Genomic DNA, 19051 nt, shown 5'->3' with positions numbered 1-19051 from the left:
ATGCTGGCCCCCAGCCCCAGCATGGAGTTTGAATCAGAAATTCCTCCAATTGGGAATCCCGATTCCGCTAAAAAACAACACGCTCTAGAGGCAACCGCACGCAGGCTGCAGGTCATGGCGGAGGTTTACGATCATCTCTCCCTCAAGCAGGACTCGCGCTCGGTCAACATGCGCTTTTTTCTGACCGACGTGGTCGAGAAGGTCTTCCAGTCCCTGGCTCCATCCGGGCCGGTCGCCTTCCAGGTGATATGTGAGGACGAGGACGTGTACCTTCGCAATGATCACGCGCTCGCCATAGGCATCATCGCGAACGAACTCGTCACAAACTCGCTGAAATATGCATTTCCCGGCGACGCGCCGGGCCCATCGTTGTTGCGTTCTCGCGCGGAGAGGGAGTTGAGTTGTTGGTCACCGACACTGGCACCGGCCTTTCTGCAACAGCCGATCCCGGCGGTTTGGGTTCGCGGATCGTCCAGCTCCTCACCCAACAGCTCAACGGTGAAATCGACTACGAACGGCTCAATCCGGGTCTGCGCGTTCGAGTGCGGGCGAATCCCCGTTGACGCGACCTGACCACATGGCGCCAGACGACATCGTTTCATACCTCAGCTTCGCTCGCGTGGGGCCAATTTTGAAAGTGATGGGTTCATTTGGCGAGGATCGAAGTCCGAGCCGTCCATACCGCTCTTCCATTCGAAATCTTCTGCAGATCTACACAGTCCAGCTCAGATCTGGCGCAAGCAGCAAAGAAGCCCGCAAGTTTGAGACGCGAGTGATGCGAACCTCTGGGCTCATGTAGGAGATTCAGCTTTCAGCAAGCTGACAAAACCATGCATCCCTCAAAGGCGCCGGTTGTTGGGAGAGCTCCACCAGGTGGGCACGGCGAGGGAGGAGGAGCGTCTGCGCGAGGCATCCTCTTTCTATGCGTTATACGCTCTGCACCTATACGGCGGTGCGGGTGTGGGTCCATCGCCGCGACCAACCGACGATCGACCGGGATCAAGCTTTCGATGGATGATGCCCTGCGAGCGTAGCAGTTGAAGCGCCCGGGCGATACGCAAGATGTCGCACGTCGGTCACCACCACCCTTCACATCCGTAGCAGCTGCGACATGATTCCTGCACTGTCCGCACCGCGACACCTGCCAAGATAGCTGGATCCGATTCACCCCCTGCGGCCAGAGTCAAGACCTTCTCGGCAAGGCATGCCTTCAACGAAGAGGACCGCCTCCCTTCGGGCACCATCCGGACAGCATTCTCCAAAACACCTCTCAGCTCAGCACGCACTTTATTTTGCGAGGATTTTGCAGGCATCATGATGCTACTCCACAAAATAGAATCTGTTCGTGCCGGCTCCCACTTACCCGGCCAGTGTTTCCGAAAAAATGGAACCCGGCACCGATGGCCCTTCCGTCCAGTGAGTGTGGCAGTCGGGTTGGGGGCCTCCCCCAACGAATAGAAGAAATATGATAAGGTCATGTGACAGTTGGAAGGCATCGCTACGGCTCGATGGGCGCAACGTAGTGCCACTCGCCAGGTACTGCGACCAGCTGGCCGATAACATTCGCTCGAATTCTGCTCGGTTGTGGCGAATGATATGATCAGGACGACGATCGAGGAATTCAAACGTCTCCCGCTGCTTTCCGCCATAGTTGAGTACAGAAACGGGGGCGACGCAGGTCCTAGGTCGATGCTCGTTCCTCGCCGACCGTGTTTCGGATCAAAGATCCAGCTTACGAGCCGTCACGCTGGGCAGCGTGTGCATGGTGACAATTCTTCCTGTGCGACTTGTCCGGTCCGACAAGTTCCGCCGTACCTCGGCGGATCGCAGCCAGTGTGGCCGTAGCGATTGCGCTGCCGCGGCTGTCGATGCCAGTCCATTGTGCCAACCGGCCGCGCGGATCGATCTCCAAGAGCTTGACGCCGGCATGAACATCGCTTCCGTTACGCACGATGCCGCGCAGCACACCGTCCCGCGAGGCCAACACTGGCAAGCCCGAGAGATGGCCGAGTACGAGGTCTTTGTAGACGGGCGTGCCGATTTCGACCGGCGTTCGCCAATGGCCGGCGAAGCTTGAGTAAACAAAGCGTTCCGCGCCGAGATCACCAAGTCGGCTCGCAATGCCGTCAGCAGCATCGGTCCACCCGTCCCCCTCGACGAGGCCTATCCTGGCTGGCCGGGTTTCGACTGCGACATGGCAGTTCGAGGTTGCGGAAAAGCCTGGACCTAAACCTATTGTCCACGGAGCCAGCCGGCGTAGATCGGGCGTGATCCGGCGCTTCTGCAGACGCGCATCGATCAGCACATCGATCTGACAGATCGGCAGCAGGTCGAGAAGACCCAGCCAGGAGACAAGGACCTGTCCTCGCCTGCTGCAGTTGCCGCGAACCGCTTTAAGCACCTGCATGACATCATCGACGCGTTCACCGACGACATCTTCTATCTGCGCGCTGCCGGCAAACAGCGCGTCATGAAACGCCATCTTGCGCCGGATCACAGGCGGATCGGGATCATACGAGAGCACCGCGCAGTTGCCGCCGCGTGCAAGCTGCACAGCTATGGCGGACGCTATCTCGTTGGTGCCGAGAATGATGGAAAAAAGTTCTTTTCGGTGATCCATTCGTGAAGACATTCGAACTACCAATCGAAGTGTCGTTGTGGTGCCCCTATCGACAAAGTACTTCCCGCTCCACGGTTGCAATCAGCTGGAGCAAGAGCCGGGCCAATAGCCAGACCGACGATCCCATAGATTGCCGCCGGAACGGGCTGAAGTGTGCAGCACGCGCTTTCCGTCCGAGAGCAACCGTAGGCCCGTGTCAAATCCGCCAATCTGTTGCGAACGCGACATTGCGTAAAATCGGGCGCTATCCGCGTTGGTGGAGCTGGCCTCCTCGGCACTTCCAAAGATCCACGCGTGCCGTCCATCATTGCTCGAATGGCAATGATGTAGAGCTTGGCGGCACGCCAAGTATTGATGGGGTACTGGACGACCGCGCGCCATTTCGGCCATCAGTTCCGATTGTCGCCCTGTACCTATGATAGCCAATCTGATGCGCGAAACCATGAAGCTGCGCCGCCTGGTTGTGCGCGACCGCTGAGCCATTGATCGTGGAGAGCTATTGGCCACAAGTGGCTGTCAGCTGAACCCACCCGCGACCGCAAGAAGGTGCAGCTCAAAGGCATAATCGGCAACAGTCCGACGCGATCGTATTGGTGCGTGGTGGTTCCGAGATGTGCAAGAGCTAGTCGCCAAAGCGCACACGAGCTGTCGCCGCGCGGCGAGGGACGTGTTATGAGGAGACCTGCGCAGCGCTGCCTGAGACGGTGCTGGGACTGGAATTATCCGCCCTGTGAAGAGCTCTTCACCGGAGCGCTGAACTCGCGCAGCCAATCGTTCGAGCTGGCCGATAAGGCAACGTTGCTGCTCGACGATCGGTGAGATCTTCGTCATCCCTGCAGAGCGTTCCTCTGGTCCTACAGGAGCAGGAGTTCCGCGCGTCGGCGAGACTATCAGTCGCCGTACTGCCATTGACGCAGCAACCGCAATCCCCAGAGGTGGTGGCGCGAAACCGAGTTTCGCGCAGATCTCGACTGTCGCATTAACGGTCGTGCCCATCCCGCTGCGACCCATACGCGAGAGGCGCAGGGGCATCCCGTCTGCTCAAGGCCGAACTCTTGGGAGAATTTCAATGGCGGTGCCGGCCGTGAATTGAGCTTCGATAGCTTGCGATGGACGTGCGGATGACTTACCGCCGCAACGGCGCGAGCTTGACAATCGCGAGCGGCGGACCGCGACGCTCGCCCAGAAACCTGCGATCGCTCAGGGCCGGCCGACCTTGCCGGCTGCCGTTCCCCAGCGTCTTTAGGCGATACGGCGGAGATGCGGATCGGACGAGACGCCCCTACGGCAGCTGCCGATCGTTCAGCTGTCGCCGAAGCTCCGCCGTTGCGACCCGGCCGAGCGGGTCACCGCACAGGCTAGCTCGATGTACAAGTTGCGGCCGAGTCCGGATGAGCGACGGAGCCCTTGGGAGCAGAAGAGGACCACCGTGGCCGCGTCATCATGGTCATGGGAAAGTTGGGCCGGGTGAAGGAAGGCGGCTCGCCCGTTCGGCGAGCCGCGCCAAACCGGCTCGGCGTTGAAGTGCCGCCAGGTCAAGCGGCTGTGAGCGCGAGTGTCGCGATCGCGACACGCTGTCCGGCCTAGGACAGGCGCGAGATGAAAAATAGCTGAGATAAATCAAGGCGCGACGTTTGGCACGAGCCTTGAAGGAAAGCCGTCGCGCATCGCCTGCCAAGGAGTCGGAGTTGATGGCTTATAAGATAATCGCCTCCCAGTGCACCGTCTGCGGCGCATGTGTGTCCGAATGCCCCAATGCGGCAATCAGCTATAAAAACGACATGTATGTAATTGATCCGAAGAAGTGCACCCATTGCGAGGGCCATTGCGACACGCCGCAATGCGCCGTTATCTGCCCGGTGCCGGACACGTGCGTGCAGGCATAAAGGAGCGACCAATGAACGGGTCCTCCTCGCGCAGCAAGGTGTCGGTGTTTCTGAATGGCGGCCTCGCTGGGCCCGAGCTGCATGTAACTTGCGCGATCGCCCATGCAGAGAAGGGGGCGCGCTGCGGCGGTCGTTGGGCGTTGCCGGAGCCGTCCTTGCGCGAGCGGCGGAGTGGCCAATGGTAGCTGTACAGGAGACGGTCGACCGTGTCCGACGGATCGACGTCGACCAATATCGATATGGGTTCGAGACGCTCATCGAATCCGAAAAGGCCCCCAAAGGGCTTTCGGAAGATATCGTCCGCTTCATCTCAGAGAAAAAGAGCGAGCCAGCCTGGATGCTGGAATGGCGCCTGGAGGCGTATCGCCGCTGGCTGACCATGACCGAGCCGACCTGGGCGCGCGTCAACTACCCTAAGATCGACTACCAGGACCTCTACTATTACGCGGCGCCGAAGCCGAAGAAGACGCTGTCGTCGATCGACGAGATCGATCCGGAGATTCTCAAGACCTACGAGAAGCTCGGCATTCCCTTGCGCGAAGTCGCGATCCTCGAGGGCGTCGAGCCGCCTCCGGGCGGAGAGCCGTCGGAGCAGCGCAGGATCGCGGTCGACGCCGTCTTCGATTCGGTGTCGGTTGCGACCACCTTCCAGAAGGAATTGAAGAAGGCCGGCGTGATCTTCATGCCGATCTCGGAAGCGATCCGTGAGCATCCCGAGCTGGTGCGCAAGTATCTCGGCAGCGTGGTGCCGACGTCAGACAACTTCTTCGCCACCCTGAACTCGGCGGTGTTCTCCGACGGCTCGTTCGTCTACGTGCCGCCGGGCGTGCGCTGTCCGATGGAATTGTCGACCTATTTCCGCATCAACGAGCGCAACACCGGCCAGTTCGAGCGCACGCTGATCATCGCCGACAAGGGCTCGTATGTGAGCTACCTCGAAGGTTGCACCGCGCCGCAGCGCGACGAGAATCAATTGCACGCTGCCGTGGTCGAGCTGGTCGCGCTCGATGATGCCGAGATCAAATATTCGACGGTGCAGAACTGGTATCCTGGCAACTCGGAAGGCAAGGGCGGCATCTACAACTTCGTCACCAAGCGCGGCGAATGCCGCGGCGCCAATTCGAAGATCTCCTGGACCCAGGTCGAGACCGGCTCCGCGATCACCTGGAAATATCCGAGCTGCATCCTGCGCGGCGATCATTCGCGCGGCGAGTTCTACTCGATCGCGATCTCGAACGGTTACCAGCAGGTCGATAGCGGCACCAAGATGATCCATCTCGGCAAGAACACCTCGAGCCGGATCATCTCCAAGGGCATCGCCGCCGGCAAGTCGCAAAACACCTATCGCGGCCTCGTCACCGCGCACCGCAAGGCCACCGGCGCGCGCAACTACACCGCCTGCGACTCGCTTTTGATCGGCGACAAATGCGGCGCGCACACCGTGCCCTATGTCGAGGCGAAGAACTCGTCGGCGACGTTCGAGCACGAGGCGACGACCTCGAAAATCTCCGAGGACGTGCTGTTCTACTGCGTGCAGCGCGGGCTGAGCCAGGAGGAAGCGGTCGGCCTGGTGGTCAACGGCTTCGTCAAGGACGTGCTGCAGCAGCTGCCGATGGAGTTCGCGGTCGAGGCGCAGAAGCTGATCTCGATCTCGCTCGAAGGTTCGGTTGGATAATCCTCATCCCTGGCGGGCCTGCCGTACTGGCGCCTCGGGATGACATCTAGGAAAACTGTAATGGCACTGCTTGAAGTGAAAGACCTGCAGGTCCGTGTCGAGGATCGCGAAATCCTCCACGGGCTGTCGCTGACTGTTAATCCCGGCGAGGTCCACGCGATCATGGGGCCGAACGGCTCCGGCAAATCGACGCTCTCGCACGTCATCGCCGGCAAGCCCGGCTATGAGGTCACGGGCGGACAGATCCTGTTCCGCGGCGAAGACCTCTTGGAGATGGCGCCGGACGAGCGCGCCGCCAAGGGCGTGTTCCTGGCATTTCAGTATCCGGTCGAAATCCCCGGCGTCGCCACCATGAACTTCCTGCGCACCGCGCTGAACGCGCAGCGTAAGGCGCGGGGCGAGAGCGAATATTCGACGCCGGACTTCCTGAAGAAGGTCCGCGAGGTCTCCAAGTCGCTCAACATTCCGCAGGACATGCTCAAGCGCGGCGTCAATGTCGGCTTTTCCGGCGGCGAGAAGAAGCGCAACGAGATCCTGCAGATGGCGCTGTTCGAGCCGAGCCTCTGCATCCTCGACGAAATGGACTCCGGCCTCGACATCGACGCGCTGAGGATCGCGGCCGACGGCGTCAATGCGTTGCGCTCGCCCGAGCGCGCCATGGTCGTGATCACCCACTACCAGCGGCTGCTCAACTACATCGTGCCGGATTTCGTGCATGTGATGGCCAAGGGCTCGGTGGTGAAGACTGGCGGCAAGGAGCTGGCGCTGGAGCTCGAGGGCTCCGGCTACGCGCAGTTTGAGCACGCGGCCTAGAGGCGCAACGAGTTTCGATGAACCTGGTTCTATCAAAAACCGATTCCGGACGTGCGGTAAGCAATGTGTTCGTCAAGGCCAACGGACGGCTACCTGGCGCAGGCTCCGTTGCCGATATCCGCGCGAGGGCATTCGAGGCTTACAAGCGCGCCGGCCTACCGCACCGGCGGATCGAGGAATGGAAATACACCGACCTGCGCGTGCTAATGCACCACGTTCTACCGCTCGCGCCGCAACCGGATGCGGCTGCGCTCGCGCGGGCAAGGGCTGCAGTCGCGCAAGCTGCCGTCGAGAAGAGAGCGGTCGAGGGCGCAGCGAAGCTAGTGCTCGTCGATGGCGTATTCTCGCCCAATCTCTCCGACATCGCCGAGCTGGGCCAGAGCGTCAACGTACGCACACTGCGCGAAGTTCTGGACGATCCAGCTAACGAGGGGCGAGGCGACCTGCTGCTGACCACGACGACAGACGCAGTGATCTCGCTCAATGCCGCGATGGTGACCGACGGCGTGGTCATCACGGTCACCGACGGAACTGAATTGTGCCGACCGATTCAAATCGTCCATGTCGCAACCACCTCGTCGGCATCAAGCTTCACTCGCTCGCATCTGAGGCTTGGCAAGGGCGTGCAGGCGGCCGTGGTTGAAAGTTTTGTAGCGGTCGAAGGCGCCCGCAACCATCAGGCCAATGATGCGGTGATCGTCTCGGTTGGCGAGGCGGCCAATCTTGACCATCTGCACGTCATGGTGGGCGGGGCGGACGCCACCAACATTTCCTCCGGATTTTTCGTGCTCGAGGCGAGCGCGAAACTCAAATTGTTCAGCATGAACTGTGGTGGCGCCGTGAGCCGATACCAGGCATTCATCACATTGGCTGGCGAGGGCTCCGAGCTCTCCGCGAACGGCATCAACCTGGTGAGGGACAAACAGCATGGTGACACGACCTTGATCGTCGACCATGTTGTGCCGCATTGCACGAGCCGGGCGAATTTCCGCGCGGCCGTCGACGACCGCGGCCACTCGGTATTCCAAGGCCGCATCATCGTGCGTCCTGATGCACAGAAGACGGACGGCAGGATGATGACGCGTGCGCTTTTGCTGTCCGACGAGGCTGAAGCCGACAATAAGCCGGAGCTGGACATCTGTGCCGACGATGTCACCTGCGGCCATGGCGCGGCATCCGGCGCACTGGATGAGGCTCTGCTGTTCTATCTACGCGCACGCGGCCTTTCCGAGAAGGAGGCACAGGCGCTCTTGATCCAGGCGTTCCTCGGCGAAGCTATCGAGGAAATCGCCGACCGGACGTTACGAGAATTCGCGATATTACAGGCCGAGCGCTGGCTGGGGGCGAGGGGATGAGCACGCATCCGGCGGTCGCGAACGGCGCTTACGATGTCGCGCGGGTGCGCGAGGACTTTCCAGCGCTGGCGGTGCAGGTCTATGGCAAGCCGCTGGTCTATCTCGATAATGCCGCCTCGGCGCAGAAGCCAAACGCGGTGCTCGATCGTATGATGCAGGCTTACACGTCCGAATATGCCAACGTGCATCGCGGTCTGCACTATCTGGCTAACGCCGCGACCAAGGCCTATGAGGACGCCCGCACCAAAGTGGCGCAGTTCCTCAACGCGCGCCGCACCGAAGAGATTGTCTTCACTCGTAGCGCTACCGAGGCGATCAATCTGGTCGCCCAGACATTCGGCCGCGAGCGCATCTCACCTGGGGATGAAATTGTTCTCTCGATCATGGAGCACCACGCCAACATCGTGCCCTGGCATTTTCTAAGGGAACGCCAGGGCGTCGTCATCAAATGGGCACCAGTGGACGACGAGGGCAATTTTCTCCTCGATGAGTTCGAGCGGCTTCTGACCGAGGGCACCAAAATGGTTGCGATCACACAGATGTCCAACGCGCTCGGCACCGTACTGCCGGTGAAGGAGATCGTAAGGATCGCGCATGCACGCGGCATCGAGGTGTTGGTCGACGGCTCGCAAGGCTGCGTCCATCTGGATGTTGATGTCCGCGACATTGATTGTGATTTTTACGTGATGACCGGCCACAAACTTTATGGGCCGACCGGTATCGGCGTGCTTTACGGCAAATACGCGCATCTGGCGTCGATGCCGCCGTTCACCGGTGGCGGCGAGATGATCCGCGCGGTCTCGCGCGACGGTGTCACATATGGTGATCCACCACACCGGTTCGAGGCCGGCACTCCCCCGTTCGTCGAGGCGATCGGTCTGGGCGCGGCCGTGGACTATATCAATTCAATAGGCAAGCCACAGATCCACAAGCACGAGAGCGCACTGCTTGCTTATGCGCAGGAGAAGCTGCGCGGCATCAATTCCTTACGCATTATCGGAACGGCGGCTGAGAAGGGCGCAATCATCTCTTTCGATATGAAAGTCGCGCATGCGCACGATTTTGCCACCGTCATCGATCGTGCAGGCGTGGCGGTGCGCGCCGGGACCCATTGCGCGATGCCGCTGCTCGAGCGGTTCGGCCTGCCAGCAACGTGCCGCGCTTCGTTCGCCCTCTACAACACCTATGAAGAGATCGATGCGCTGGCGGGTGCCCTTGTCAAGGCGCACAAGCTGTTCTCATGAGGGCAGGAGCGGGCCCGGGACCGTGAGGCGGGTCGTGTATACGCGAATTGTCGCTGCTATGCGAGCACCTTTTATCGCAGGACGTCTCCGCGGGCGAGTGCGTCCGCTCCTTGACGCTGATTAAGACGACGCATGCGACAGCATACCGGCGAACCGCTGCTCTATCCCGGGCGACGCGGCGATGTGCGGCAGAGCTGGCGCTCTCTTCATGATCTCGACTATACCCGCTTGAGTGTTCATGGCGCACGCCGCCTTCGTCATCATTCGCGCTCACGAGACGGTACCTCTCGAGCACAGGGTGGGTCTTTCGGCAGAGTCGAGGAACAGGTTTAGCTGCGTCAACGCGTATCAGCTGAGGCAGCTTCGGCCTCGGCTACACACGAAGACCATGGAACTGAAAATCATTCGGGCGCAGTGGCTTGAGATGCTCAGGCGCTCGAACAAGCCCCCGTGCGTCGGCCGCGACGATCTCCCTGGCTGGTCGACCCAATAGCATTGCAATCAGGATGGCGGCGAGGCCACGCGCAAGGCACATCGCGGGCGAGGTGTGCACCGGTCAGGCTTCGCGATGATGCGTGAGCCAGATTGGCTGCGCAGCCTTGTAGCTGGGTCGCTTCGTTAGATCGCTTCTGGCAGCAGATCCCGGCAAGCACCGCAATATTCTCGCGGGTTTGTGTGGAAAATGCGCGGGTGCAAATCCATGCGTGCCAGCGGCTTGTTTTGTTTCGAACAGGATCAAACGAGCAGATCTGCGGATACGTTCGATGTCGGATTTGCAACAACAGTCCGGTCAGCCGCCCGAGTGTGGCTATCTACTTCCAACTACGTGGATTTTTGTGTTCACGCCGCGGCTGGCATGGTCGTTGCAAACTCTTGGTCGAGAGCCGTCAACGCAACAGGAAACCTTCTGAAGGATATCAGCATGAGTCTCGCCACGACCCAGAGCATCGCGGAAATCAAAGCCCGCAACAAAGAGCTGATTGAGGAGGTGCTGAAGGTCTATCCGGAGAAGACGGCGAAACGGCGCGCCAAGCACCTCAATGTTCACGAGGCCGGCAAGTCGGACTGCGGAGTCAAATCCAATCTCAAATCGATCCCTGGCGTGATGACGATCCGCGGTTGCGCCTACGCGGGTTCCAAGGGTGTGGTCTGGGGCCCGATCAAGGACATGATACATATTAGCCACGGCCCGGTCGGCTGTGGACAGTACTCGTGGGGCTCGCGGCGTAACTATTACGTTGGTACCACAGGAATCGATAGTTTCGTGACCTTGCAATTCACCTCCGATTTCCAGGAAAAGGATATCGTGTTCGGCGGCGACAAGAAGCTCGTCAAAATCATTGACGAGATTCAGGAGCTGTTCCCGCTCAACAACGGCATCACCATCCAGTCGGAATGCCCGATCGGCCTGATCGGTGACGACATCGAGGCGGTCTCCAGGGCGAAGTCGAAGGAATATGGCGGCAAGACTATCGTGCCGGTCCGCTGCGAGGGCTTTCGGGGCGTGTCGCAGTCGCTCGGCCACCATATTGCCAACGACGCGGTGCGCGACTGGGTGTTCGACAAGGTCTCGCCCGAGGGCAAGGCGGCGTTTGAGCCGACCCCCTACGATGTCGCGATCATCGGCGACTACAATATCGGCGGCGACGCCTGGTCATCCCGAATCCTGCTGGAAGAAATGGGCCTGCGCGTAATCGCGCAGTGGTCCGGCGACGGTTCTCTGGCCGAGCTCGAGGCAACTCCGAAGGCGAAGCTTAATGTGCTGCATTGCTACCGCTCGATGAACTACATCTCACGCCACATGGAGGAGAAGTTTGGGATTCCATGGTGCGAATACAACTTCTTCGGGCCCTCCAAGATCGTCGAGTCGCTGCGCAAGATCGCCGGCTTTTTCGACGACAAGATCAAGGAGGGTGCCGAGCGGGTGATTGCAAAATATCAGCCGCTGGTCGACGCGGTGGTCGCAAAGTATCGCCCACGCCTGGAAGGCAAGAGCGTGATGCTGTTCGTTGGCGGACTGCGTCCGCGCCACGTGATCGGCGCCTATGAAGATCTCGGCATGGAGGTCGTCGGCACCGGCTATGAGTTCGGCCACAATGACGACTATCAGCGCACTGCCCAGCACTACGTCAAGGATGGCACGTTGATCTACGACGACGTCACCGGCTACGAGTTCGAACGTTTCGTCGAGAAGGTCCAGCCTGACCTGGTCGGCTCGGGGATCAAGGAGAAATATGTCTTCCAGAAGATGGGCGTGCCGTTCCGCCAGATGCACTCCTGGGACTATTCGGGTCCGTATCATGGCTATGATGGATTTGCGATCTTCGCGCGCGACATGGACATGGCGATCAACTCGCCGATCTGGAAGAAGACCAAGGCGCCCTGGAAGGATATCCAAAAGACGAAACTGTTAGCTGCCGAATAACGCAAGTGACCCGCTCTCTGCCTGAGGGCAGGAGCTGATATTGATGACGATTTTTGAAAGGATCTCACCTATGGCGCAGAGTGCAGAACACGTGCTCGATCACTTCGAGCTGTTCCGCGGATCGGAATACCAGCAGATGCTGGCCAATAAGAAGAATATGTTCGAGAATCCCCGCGATCCGGCGGAGGTCGAACGCATCACGGAATGGGCGAAGACGCCGGAATATCGCGAGAAAAATTTTGCGCGGGAAGCACTGACGATAAACCCAGCCAAGGCCTGTCAGCCGCTCGGCGCGGTGTTCGCCTCCGTTGGCTTCGAGGGCACGCTGCCCTTCGTGCACGGCTCTCAAGGCTGCGTGGCCTACTACCGCAGCCATCTGTCGCGGCACTTCAAGGAACCAAGCTCCTGCGTCTCCTCGTCGATGACGGAGGACGCTGCCGTATTCGGCGGGCTGAACAACATGATCGATGGGCTCGCCAACAGCTACAACATCTACAAGCCCAAGATGATCGCGGTCTCCACTACCTGCATGGCGGAGGTGATCGGAGACGACCTTAACGCCTTCATCAAAACGTCCAAGGAAAAAGGCTCGGTTCCAGCGGATTTCGATGTGCCGTTCGCGCACACGCCCGCCTTCGTAGGCAGCCACGTCACCGGCTATGATAATGCGCTCAAGGGCATCCTGGAGCATTTCTGGGACGGCAAGGCCGGAACAACGCCGAAGCTTGAGCGGGTCCCCAACGAGAAGATCAACTTTATCGGCGGCTTTGATGGCTACACCGTCGGCAATATCCGCGAGATCAAGCGCATCTTTGAGTTGATGGGAATCCAGTACACCGTTCTTGCCGACAATTCCGATGTATTTGATACACCAACCGACGGCGAGTTCCGGATGTATGACGGCGGCACCACGCTGGAAGATGCCGCGAAGGCAGTTCACGCCAAGGCAACGATCTCCATGCAACAGTGGTGTACGGAGAAGACGCTGCCGTTCATTGCAGATCATGGCCATGAGATCGTAGCTTTCAACTATCCGGTCGGCGTCTCCGCGACCGATGAGTTCCTCATGGCGCTGTCGCGCATCACTGGCAAGGATATCCCCGAGGAACTGGCGCGAGAGCGCGGTCGCTTGGTGGACGCGATGGCTGACTCCAGTGCGCACGTCCATGGCAAGAAATTCGCAATCTATGGCGATCCAGACCTCTGCTACGGGTTGGCTGCCTTCCTGCTCGAGCTTGGTGCTGAGCCGATCCATGTGCTGTCGACGAACGGCAACAAGGATTGGGAGGCAAAAATGCAGACGCTATTTGCGAGTTCGCCGTTTGGACAGAACTGCCATGCCTATCCGGGGCGAGACCTCTGGCATATGCGATCGCTCTTGTTCACCGAGCCGGTCGACTTCCTGATTGGCAACACGTATGGCAAGTATCTTGAGCGGGACACCGGCACGCCGCTGATCCGCATCGGTTTTCCGATCTTTGATCGGCATCACCATCACCGCTCTCCGGTGTGGGGCTATCATGGCGGCATGAACGTGCTCGTGAAGATCCTCGATAAGATCTTCGATGAGATCGATAAGAAAACCAACGTTCTCGGCAAGACCGACTATAGCTTCGACATCATTCGCTAATGACGACGCCATGCGGGCCATCGCCGCTCATATCGGCGATGGTCGCAGACGGGCTGATCCTTGCGCACAAGCTCTGTTCAGAGGAGAGACGGATGAGTTCGCTATCGGCCAGGATCCAAGAGATCTTTAATGAGCCGGGCTGCGCCAAGAACGCCAGTAAGTCGCTTGCCGAGCGCAAGAAGGGCTGCAACAAGCAGCTACAGCCGGGCGGCGCCGCGGGCGGCTGCGCCTTCGACGGTGCAAAGATCGCGCTGCAGCCTTTTACCGATGTCGCCCATCTGGTGCACGGTCCGATCGCCTGTGAGGGGAACTCCTGGGACAACCGCGGTGCGGCATCCTCCGATGCCAGCATCTGGCGCACCGGCTTCACCACTGACATGAGCGAAACCGATATCGTATTTGGGGGCGAGCAGCGTCTCTACAAAGCAATCAAGGAGATCATCAACAAGTACGACCCGCCTGCCATATTCGTTTATCAGACCTGCGTCCCCGCCATGATCGGCGACGACATCAATGCCGTCTGCAAGGCGGCTTCGCAAAAGCTGCGCAAACCGATCATTCCCGTCAATTCTCCGGGCTTCGTTGGCTCCAAGAATCTCGGCAACAAGCTAGCCGGGGAGGCCTTGCTCGAGCATGTCATCGGCACGCAAGAGCCGGACCACACCACACCCTACGACGTCAACCTGATCGGCGAATACAATCTTTCCGGCGAACTCTGGCAGATCAAGCCGCTGCTTGAGGAGCTCGGCATCCGCATCCTCTCCTGTATCTCCGGCGATGGCAAATATCGCGAAGTTGCCTCTTCGCACCGGGCGCGCGCTGCCATGATGGTGTGTTCGAAGGCGATGATCAATGTTGCGCGCAAGATGGAGGAGCGGTACGGCATCCCGTTCTTCGAGGGATCGTTCTACGGCATCCAGGATTCCAGCCGTTCGCTACGCGAGATCGCGCGGCTGTTGGTCGAACGCGGCGCGCCTTCCGAACTGATCGGGCGCACCGAGACGGTGATCGCGCGGGAGGAGGCCCGGGCCTGGGCCGCGATCGAGCCGTACAAGCCGCGCCTTGCCGGGAAGAGGGCGTTACTGATCACCGGCGGCGTCAAGTCATGGTCCGTGGTCGCGGCGCTGCAGGAGGCGGGGCTCGAGCTGGTCGGCACCAGCGTCAAGAAATCTACCCAACAGGACAAGGAGCGCATCAAGGAGCTGATGGGGCAGGATGCCCATATGATTGAGGACATGACGCCGCGCGAGATATACAAAATGCTGACCAACGCGAAAGCGGACATCATGCTCTCGGGCGGCAAATCGCAATTTGTTGCGCTTAAGGCAGCGATGCCCTGGCTCGACGTCAACCAGGAGCGCTGCCACGCCTACATGGGTTATGTCGGTATAGTGAAGCTGGTCGAGGAGATTGACAAGGCGCTGTTCAACCCGATTTGGGAGCAGCTGCGTCGGCCGGTGCCGTGGGACAAGATGGTCAAGGGCCGGCAGACCGAGACGATCACGCAGATGGGGGGGCAGGCTGCCGAGATCGCCGCCGATCCGCAGACGATGCGGCGCGCGAAAAAGGTTTGCTTCTGTAAGGAAGTCGATCTCGGCACTCTCGAGGATGCGATCCGCTCGCATGGCCTGACCAGCGTCGAGGCAGTCCGCCAGCACACCGACGCGTTCGGTGGCTGCTGTAAGAGGCGCATCGAAGACGTCCTAGCCACCATCCCGGTTTCCTCGCCGCCTGCCATGCTGCGGGCCGCGGAATAGGACAAGTCATGGCCATTGTTACCACGCCGAAGAAGGCGTGCGCGGTCAATCCGCTCAAGGTCAGTCAGCCGATTGGCGGCGCATTCGCCTTCATGGGCCTGCGTGGGGCGATGCCGCTCTTGCACGGCTCGCAGGGTTGCACATCCTTTGGGCTCACGCTGTTCGTGCGGCATTTCAAGGAGGCGGTGCCGCTGCAGACGACTGCGATGAGCGAGGTGACCACCGTGCTCGGCGGTTATGAAAATGTCGAGCAGGCTATCCTCAACATCTATAATCGCGCCAAGCCGGAGATCATCGGGATCTGCTCGACCGGGGTGACCGAAACCAACGGCGATGATGTCGAGGCCTATATCAAGCTGATCCGCGAGCAGCATCCGCAGCTCGCCAATTTTCCTTTGATCTTTGTCTCGACGCCTGATTTCAAGGATGCCTTCCAGGACGGCTGGGAAAAGACGGTGGCACGCCTCGTCGAGCTGCTGACGGAGGCGCCGCCGGCCAAGGCAGAGCGCGATCCCGCGCGGGTGAATGTTCTCCCGGGATGTCATCTGACGCCAGGTGACCTCGACGAACTGAGAACCATCCTGGAGGATTTCGGTCTGAAGCCATTCTTCCTGCCTGACCTTGCGGGATCGCTGGACGGGCATATCCCGGACGTGTTTGCGCCGACGAGCATTGGCGGCATCGGGGTTGACGAAGTCGCGAGCATGGGCCGGTCCAGCTGGACGATTGCCATTGGTGCGCAGATGCGGCGGGCGGCAGAAGCCATGCAGGCCAAAACCGGGGTGCCGTTTCGCCTGTTCGAGCGGCTCTGCGGCCTCACCCCCAACGATGAATTCATTACTTTCGTGAGCGAGATCAGCGGCCGCCCTGTGCCAGCAAAATATCGCCGCCAGCGCGGGCAGCTGGCAGACGCGATGCTGGACGCGCATTTCCATATTGGCGGGCGCAAGCTTGCGATCGGTGCCGAGCCAGACCTCTTGTTCGACCTGTCCAGCATGCTGCACGAGATGGGTGCGCAGGTCACCGCGGCCGTGACGACCACGCAGTCTCCGGTGCTGGAGCGAATCGAGACCAGGGAGGTGCTCATCGGCGATCTCGAGGATCTGGAAGAGCTTGCTAGGACGAGGGGGAGCGATCTGCTGATTACGCATTCGCATGGCCGCCAAGCGGCGGCGCGGCTGAAGATTCCATTTTATCGCGCGGGCTTTCCGATGTTCGATCGCATCGGCGCGGGACACCAGCTAAAGGTCGGCTATCGCGGCACGCGCGATCTGATCTTCAATATCGCCAATCTCGTGATCGCCGATCGCGAGGAAAATCATCAGCCGACGCCCGACAGCTGGCGGACCTCGAGTCCGCCCTTTAGGCCGCTCGGCCTCAGCTTGATCGACCCAGCAGAGAGGTCGATTGCATGAAGGTCGCATTTGCTACCCAGGACTTGAGGCGCGTCGATGCGCATTTTGGCTGGGCCAAGAACATCGCCATCTATGATGTTGGGCCGCGCGGGCATGTATTCCTGAAGGCGGTCCAGTTCGATGGCGATCTCAAGGAGGACGGCAACGAGGACAAGCTTGCGCCCAAGATCGAGGCGATCAAGGATTGCGCCATCCTCTACGTCGCTGCTATCGGCGGCTCCGGTGCCGCGCGCGTGGTGGCCAACAATATACATCCCATCAAGGTAGGGCAGCCCGAGAGCATCCTGGCGCTCGTTGAGAAGCTCGAGCGCGTGCTCAAAGGTACGCCGCCGCCCTGGCTGCGCAAGGCACTGGCAAAAGACCAGCAGCGTACGCTCGATTTCGAGGAAGAGGACAGCCATGACTGAGGCTGCAGATATCGTGCAAGCTGGAAGCACGCTCGATGCTCCATTTGTGAACGAACTGGTCAAGATTTGGCGTGCCCAGGACATTCATGGCGGCTGGGACGGCAAGAGCGATCTCGATCTGATCGAACCCTATATTCTGGACAGGGAAAAGCGGCGCGCGCTGCCGATCGTTGGCGATCCCGATCCGGATGTGGTTTGGCGGCTGGAGCTGTTTTTCAATGCGGTCGCGCTCTCGATCGAGAAAGCGACGGGAGTAATGATCCAGCCCATGCTGAAGATGCACCATGAAGGCTTTGGCCGCATGGTGTTGATCGGCGGTCGTCTGATCGTGGTAAATAAACAGCTGCGCGATGTACATCGCTTTGGCTTCGACAATCTCGCAAAACTCGCTGCCGAAGGTGACAAATACATCGAAGGCGGCATCAAGATGATCCGGAAATTTCCCGACGTGGCGAACTATTGAGGGCAGCTCATGAGCGATCTTGAAATCGTAAAAGCAGAAATAAAAAAGCTCTCGGCCAAGGCGACGCAGGCAAAGATGGATCTGCACGATCTGTCGGAGGAATTGCCCGTTAACTGGACCTCAATCATGGCGGTGGCGCAGAAGGCGCACGATGCCTTTGCCGAACTCGAGCGCAAGCGCGAGGACCTCAAGGCGTTGGAAAGAGCCTAAAGGGAACCCGATCATGTCATTTGCAACGCGCGACGGCCGCAACTGGACACCGGAGTACCTGATCTCAATTGATGCCAAGAAGTGCATCGGCTGTGGCCGCTGTTTCAAGATCTGCGGTCGCGACGTCATGGCGTTGAAGGGCGTCAACGAGGAGGGCGATCTTGTCGATCTCGACGACGACGAAGACGATGAGATCGAGAAAAAGATTATGGTGATGAATGATCAAGGCGCTTGTATCGGTTGCGGCGCCTGCGCCCGGGTTTGTCCGACCAACTGCCAAACTCACCAACCCGCAGCAACGCAAGCGGCTTGAGAGCGAGTTCTGTCCGGCTTTTCCCGGGGGAGTTGGGCGGTGAAGCCATGAACTGCGCTCGGGAATAGACCCGCTCGGCGCCCGCGCAGTCCTAGGATCGGCTTGGACTATCCGGTCAGTCGTCTCCTGCCCGAGTTCGCCAAGTTGCAGGTGCGCGGTGCTGACGGCACTGAGGGGCCTGCAGGCCGCCGACAATTCGCGAACTGCTGACCCATACGACCGGATTCTCCTATAACTTCATTAATAATCCGCGGCTCGTTAATGCATGCCGCGAAGCGCGCGTGACCGACGGGCCAGGGCGAGGTAACCACGGCCGAAGCGATGCAGCGTCTCTCCTCTGTTCCGCTTGGCTATCAGCCTGGTACAGGGTGGGAATACTCGCTGGCCGCTGATGTGCTCGGGGCTGTCATCGAGAAGGTGACGGGAGCCAGCCTGGGAGCTTTTGTCACCGAGCGCATCGCAAGAGCTCTGCGCATTGAGAGCTTTGTGTTCAACGCACCTGAGGCCATGCGCTCACGGTTCGTGCAGGTGACGCGGCCCGCACAAGTCACGGTCGCACTCGGCACGGGCTACGTTCCGGTGGTGGGACCTGAAGCTGTGCCGTTCCCTCAAACCAAGGGCACCGCCGATTTCGACCCAAACCGCGCCTTCTCTCTGACGATCACTCCGGCGGCGCCGGCATGAGCGGCACTATCGGGACTACTCGCAGTTTGCATGTTTCGCGGGATCGTGAGCACGGATTTCAGGGGATCGTGAGCAGAGATTTCAGACGATCGTGAGCACGGATTTCGCGGGATCGTGAGCAACTTTTCCGCGGCTCAGCCCGCTTCGGCCGACA

Annotated in this window: 16 protein-coding genes; 15 read left to right on the top strand and 1 reads right to left on the bottom strand. The window is 60.0% G+C overall.

Features of this window, described 5'->3' with window-relative positions; translation table 11 throughout:
• On the top strand, positions 1-573 hold the full coding sequence (locus I6F35_RS21760) for a sensor histidine kinase (protein WP_346283188.1): 573 nt from the start codon (positions 1-3) through the stop codon (positions 571-573).
• A gap of 1159 nt (positions 574-1732) precedes the next feature.
• Here I6F35_RS21760 and I6F35_RS21755 read toward each other — a convergent pair.
• A complete protein-coding gene (locus I6F35_RS21755; RefSeq protein ID WP_225119722.1) occupies positions 1733-2620 on the bottom strand; it encodes a xanthine dehydrogenase in 888 nt (295 codons plus the stop codon).
• 1691 nt (positions 2621-4311) lie between these two features.
• Here I6F35_RS21755 and I6F35_RS21750 point away from each other — a divergent pair.
• From I6F35_RS21750 to I6F35_RS21685, 14 genes are all read left to right on the top strand, one after another.
• A complete protein-coding gene (locus tag I6F35_RS21750) occupies positions 4312-4506 on the top strand; it encodes a 4Fe-4S binding protein (protein ID WP_225119721.1) in 195 nt (64 codons plus the stop codon).
• A gap of 178 nt (positions 4507-4684) precedes the next feature.
• On the top strand, positions 4685-6181 hold the full coding sequence (gene sufB / locus I6F35_RS21745) for a Fe-S cluster assembly protein SufB (protein ID WP_225119720.1): 1497 nt from the start codon (positions 4685-4687) through the stop codon (positions 6179-6181).
• Between the two features lie 60 nt (positions 6182-6241).
• Positions 6242-6994: a Fe-S cluster assembly ATPase SufC gene (gene sufC, locus I6F35_RS21740; protein WP_208829882.1), complete on the top strand. Its 753-nt coding sequence runs from the start codon at positions 6242-6244 to the stop codon at positions 6992-6994.
• Positions 6995-7011: 17 nt separating this feature from the next.
• On the top strand, positions 7012-8349 hold the full coding sequence (gene sufD / locus I6F35_RS21735) for a Fe-S cluster assembly protein SufD (RefSeq protein ID WP_225119719.1): 1338 nt from the start codon (positions 7012-7014) through the stop codon (positions 8347-8349).
• Positions 8346-9593 (top strand): cysteine desulfurase, encoded by a 1248-nt coding sequence (locus tag I6F35_RS21730; protein WP_225119718.1) that lies wholly within the window; start codon positions 8346-8348, stop codon positions 9591-9593. The genes sufD and I6F35_RS21730 overlap by 4 nt, the downstream gene beginning before the upstream one ends.
• A 922-nt stretch (positions 9594-10515) precedes the next feature.
• A complete protein-coding gene (nifD, locus tag I6F35_RS21725) occupies positions 10516-12018 on the top strand; it encodes a nitrogenase molybdenum-iron protein alpha chain (RefSeq protein ID WP_225119717.1) in 1503 nt (500 codons plus the stop codon).
• A 70-nt stretch (positions 12019-12088) separates the two neighbouring features.
• Positions 12089-13648 (top strand): nitrogenase molybdenum-iron protein subunit beta, encoded by a 1560-nt coding sequence (gene nifK, locus I6F35_RS21720; RefSeq protein WP_225119716.1) that lies wholly within the window; start codon positions 12089-12091, stop codon positions 13646-13648.
• A gap of 92 nt (positions 13649-13740) precedes the next feature.
• Positions 13741-15405 carry a nitrogenase iron-molybdenum cofactor biosynthesis protein NifE gene (nifE, locus tag I6F35_RS21715; RefSeq protein ID WP_225119715.1) on the top strand — a complete coding sequence of 555 codons (1665 nt, stop codon included), beginning with the start codon at positions 13741-13743 and terminating at the stop codon, positions 15403-15405.
• An 8-nt stretch (positions 15406-15413) separates the two neighbouring features.
• Positions 15414-16820 carry a nitrogenase iron-molybdenum cofactor biosynthesis protein NifN gene (gene nifN / locus I6F35_RS21710; protein WP_225119714.1) on the top strand — a complete coding sequence of 469 codons (1407 nt, stop codon included), beginning with the start codon at positions 15414-15416 and terminating at the stop codon, positions 16818-16820.
• Positions 16817-17227 (top strand): nitrogen fixation protein NifX, encoded by a 411-nt coding sequence (gene nifX, locus I6F35_RS21705; protein ID WP_225119713.1) that lies wholly within the window; start codon positions 16817-16819, stop codon positions 17225-17227. Before nifN ends, nifX begins: the two co-directional genes overlap by 4 nt.
• Positions 17220-17690 (top strand): NifX-associated nitrogen fixation protein, encoded by a 471-nt coding sequence (locus I6F35_RS21700; protein WP_225119712.1) that lies wholly within the window; start codon positions 17220-17222, stop codon positions 17688-17690. The genes nifX and I6F35_RS21700 overlap by 8 nt, the downstream gene beginning before the upstream one ends.
• Before the next feature lie 9 nt (positions 17691-17699).
• Positions 17700-17900 (top strand): CCE_0567 family metalloprotein, encoded by a 201-nt coding sequence (locus I6F35_RS21695; RefSeq protein WP_208829873.1) that lies wholly within the window; start codon positions 17700-17702, stop codon positions 17898-17900.
• Positions 17901-17913: 13 nt separating this feature from the next.
• Positions 17914-18213 (top strand): ferredoxin III, nif-specific, encoded by a 300-nt coding sequence (fdxB, locus tag I6F35_RS21690; protein ID WP_225119711.1) that lies wholly within the window; start codon positions 17914-17916, stop codon positions 18211-18213.
• Between the two features lie 321 nt (positions 18214-18534).
• Positions 18535-18897: a serine hydrolase domain-containing protein gene (locus tag I6F35_RS21685; protein ID WP_225119710.1), complete on the top strand. Its 363-nt coding sequence runs from the start codon at positions 18535-18537 to the stop codon at positions 18895-18897.
• Positions 18898-19051 lie beyond the last annotated feature (154 nt).

This window comes from Bradyrhizobium sp. BRP22 (assembly GCF_020194175.1).
Lineage (GTDB): Bacteria > Pseudomonadota > Alphaproteobacteria > Rhizobiales > Xanthobacteraceae > Bradyrhizobium.
Note: the sequence above shows the minus strand (reverse complement) of the source record. Positions and strands in the feature narration are given on the sequence as shown.